Genomic DNA, 3,049 nt, shown 5'->3' on the forward strand with positions numbered 1-3,049 from the left:
GCGATGACAATTTTCCGAACAAAATGGCTGCGCGTAGCGGCGATCGGCTTGCCTTTGGCGCTGGTTGGCGGCGGGATTGTTGTTGCGCAGATTGAAGGACCAAAGCGCGGAATAGCGCCGATCGCCAGCGCTGGCGACTTTGAAGTTACAGGCGTTTCGGTCAATGTACTGGGTAATAATGCCTTTGATGCTCGAGAGAAGGGCTGGGAAGAGGCGCAGCGCATTGCGTGGGCGGCATTGTGGCGCAAAACCCATGGCAACGCCGCGGCGGGCTTGTCCGATTCGACACTGGATGGCATCGTTGCTGCGATTGTTGTCGAACAGGAACAGATCGGTCCGCGCCGTTATGTGGCAAAACTTGGTGTATTGTTCGACCGTGCACGCGCCGGGCAATTGCTGGGTGTCAGCGGTGTAAAGAGGCGTTCTGCGCCATTGCTTCTCTTGCCGATAACCTATTCGGCAGGTGCGCCCACGGTTTTTGAACAACGCACATCGTGGCAGCGCAGCTGGGCCAAATATCGCACGGCGGACAGCAATATTGATTATGTCCGGCCAAGCGGTGCCGGCGGCGAGTCGCTATTGTTGAACGCTGGCCAATCGGAAAGACGTAGCCGCATCTGGTGGCGCACTATTCTAGACCAATTTGGCGCAGCCGACGTCATCATTCCTATCGCACGGATTGAGCGGCAATGGCCGGGCGGTCCTGTTATCGGTCATTTCTCGGCGCGCTACGGATCGGATAACAGGTTTCTGGGTTCTTTCACGCTGCGCGCTGCTGATAGTGCGGGCATAGCTGCGATGATGGATCAGGCGGTTGTGCGAATGGATCAACTGTTTCAATCCGCGTTTGTATCAGGACGGTTGCGTGCGGATGCATCGCTTATGCTTGAACCCGAAGTTGTCGAGGATGAGGACCTGGCGATAGAAGCTGAGGACAATGGTGTAATTGATGGGGACGACTCTGCGCCGGGCAATGCCGGCACAGCATCGCTCGATGACGTGGTTAAGTCCATATTGCCAGAAGCGCAGAACCAGATGACGCCTGCACCTGCTGTGCCGCAACCACGGCCTTAAGCGCACTTAGCTGCACCGATGCGCCAAATTGCCTTACCTTTGGACGAGTTGCGAAGCGGCGCATCTTCCAGCCTGATCATCACTGAATGCAACGCTTCGGCCTTTGCGGGTCTCTCAAGTGCCGCTGGCTGGGCAAAACGCTGTGCGATTTTAACTGGGCCCGCGCGATCCGGGAAAACGCTTATGGCGCGATATTTTTCGGGGCAGAACGGGACTGTCATCGACGAGGCAGAAGCGGCGCCTGCTGAAACATTGTTTAATGCATGGAACCGATCGCAGGAGAGCGGCGTACCGTTATTGCTGATCTCGCGATGGCAGCCTGCAGAATGGAATATCTCGCTGCCCGATTTGCAATCGCGATTGGGCGCGGCATTGTTGCTTGATATCGCGCCGCCAGATGATGAGATGATTGAGCAATTGCTGCAAAAACAGCTAGCTGATCGCGGTGCCGCGATCAGTATGGACGCTTTAAGCTATGTGAAGCGCCGTATTGAACGCAGCTTTGCTGCAATCGAGAAATTTGCTCGGTCGGCAAACGCAATGGCACTGGCGGAAAATGCACCGGTCAATTTGACGTTGGTTAAAAAGGTGCTCGAAAGCTGATTTAAGCTGCGGTTTCTCGGACCATGTCTTCTTCATGCGTGCGCGTCATCTTGAGCTTTCCGTTTACGACTGCGAACGCAAGTCTTCCCTCCACCAGATCAAGCGCATCGCGGCCAAACTGTTCGAAGCGCCAGCCGGTCAGAACCTCAAGGTCATCGCGTTCTCCGGCGGCTAGGCGTTCCAATTCCTCCGTCCGTACAATCAGGCGCGGGGCAACGTTAATTTCGCGCGAGCGGATTTTCAGCAACAGCTTAAGCAGGTCAGCGACAAGCGATCCATCCTTGCCGCCGCCGGGAGACGATCGGCTTCGGTCGGGCAGATTGTCTCGTGCCATTGGCTGGCTGCCCTCGATCACAGCAAGCAGGCGCGCACCAATCTCATTATCCCGCCATGCCGGTGATAATCCGCGCACTTTCGGAAGGTCAACCTGACTTTTGGGGGGATGCGCGGCAATATCGGCCAGAGTCTCATCTTTCATGATCCGCCCGCGCGGGATATTCTTGCGCTGCGCTTCCTTTTCGCGCCACGCGGCCATTGCCTGAAGCCTGCCTAGCACTTCGGGTTTGCGCGATTGCACCTTAATCCGCGACCATGCGTTTTCAGGATCGTTGCGATAATTGGCCGCGTCAGAAATTCGATCCATTTCGTCATTCAACCAAGCGCCGCGCCCGGTTGTCTTAAGCTTTTCCAACATCATCGGAAAGATGACCGACAAATGCGTGACATCGGCAATCGCGTAATCAATTTGGCGCTTATCAAGCGGCCGGCGCGACCAATCAGTGAACCGTGCGCCCTTATCCAATTGTATACCCATCCAAAGGTCAACAAGATTGGAGTAACCGATTTGTTCACCCTGACCGAGCGCCATGGCGGCAATCTGGGTATCAAACATTGGGTGTGGTGTCTTACCCGTCAGGGTAAAGAAAATCTCGATATCCTGTCCACCAGCGTGAAAGACCTTCAACACATCCTCATTTTCGCACAGCAATTCCAGCATGGGCGTGAGGTCAAGACCTTCTGCTTTTGGGTCTATCGCCGCCGCTTCATTGGCGTCCGCCAATTGAACCAAGCACAAGTCGGGATAATACGTATTTTCCCGCATGAATTCGGTGTCAACCGCGACAAAGGGCGATTGTGCAAGCCGTGCGCACAATTCGGCGAGACGTTTGCTGTCGGTGATAAGTGAATGAATCTGCATTGGGCGTTGCCCTAGCACCCATTCACGACTTGACAAAGTGCCGCTGCACTGTTGACAGGCGCGCTTTCCACAGCTTTTTTGAATTGAGCAAACAATGCACGCCTATCGTACGCACAAATGCGCCGAACTTCGCGATTCCCATGTGGGCGATACCGTCCGCCTGTCGGGATGGGT

At 55.3% G+C, this 3,049-nt stretch carries 3 protein-coding genes; 2 read left to right on the forward strand and 1 reads right to left on the reverse strand.

Annotation, left to right across the window (positions count from 1 at the left end; translation table 11 throughout):
* On the forward strand, nucleotides 1-1,074 hold a 1,074-nt coding region (locus ACIQ2T_RS12935), incomplete at its 5' end, for a heavy-metal-associated domain-containing protein (protein ID WP_397591161.1).
* 18 nt (nucleotides 1,075-1,092) lie between these two features.
* Nucleotides 1,093-1,677 (forward strand): ATPase, encoded by a 585-nt coding sequence (locus ACIQ2T_RS12940; protein ID WP_397591162.1) that lies wholly within the window; start codon nucleotides 1,093-1,095, stop codon nucleotides 1,675-1,677.
* 1 nt (nucleotide 1,678) lies between these two features.
* On the opposite strand, the gene rnd is transcribed toward ACIQ2T_RS12940, so the two are convergent.
* Entirely contained in the window at nucleotides 1,679-2,875 is a 1,197-nt protein-coding gene (gene rnd, locus ACIQ2T_RS12945; protein ID WP_397591163.1) for a ribonuclease D, read from the reverse strand.
* Nucleotides 2,876-3,049: the final 174 nt, after the last annotated feature.

The sequence above is a fragment of the Sphingorhabdus sp. genome (genome assembly GCF_044357595.1).
Classification (GTDB): Bacteria; Pseudomonadota; Alphaproteobacteria; order Sphingomonadales; family Sphingomonadaceae; genus Sphingorhabdus_B.

Bases quoted from the DNA above. Each gene is read 5' to 3' on its own strand.
- ACIQ2T_RS12940 (WP_397591162.1), top strand. From the start codon at position 1,093: ATGCGCCAAATTGCCTTACCTTTGGACGAGTTGCGAAGCGGCGCATCT.
- rnd (WP_397591163.1), bottom strand. From the start codon at position 2,875: ATGCAGATTCATTCACTTATCACCGACAGCAAACGTCTCGCCGAATTG.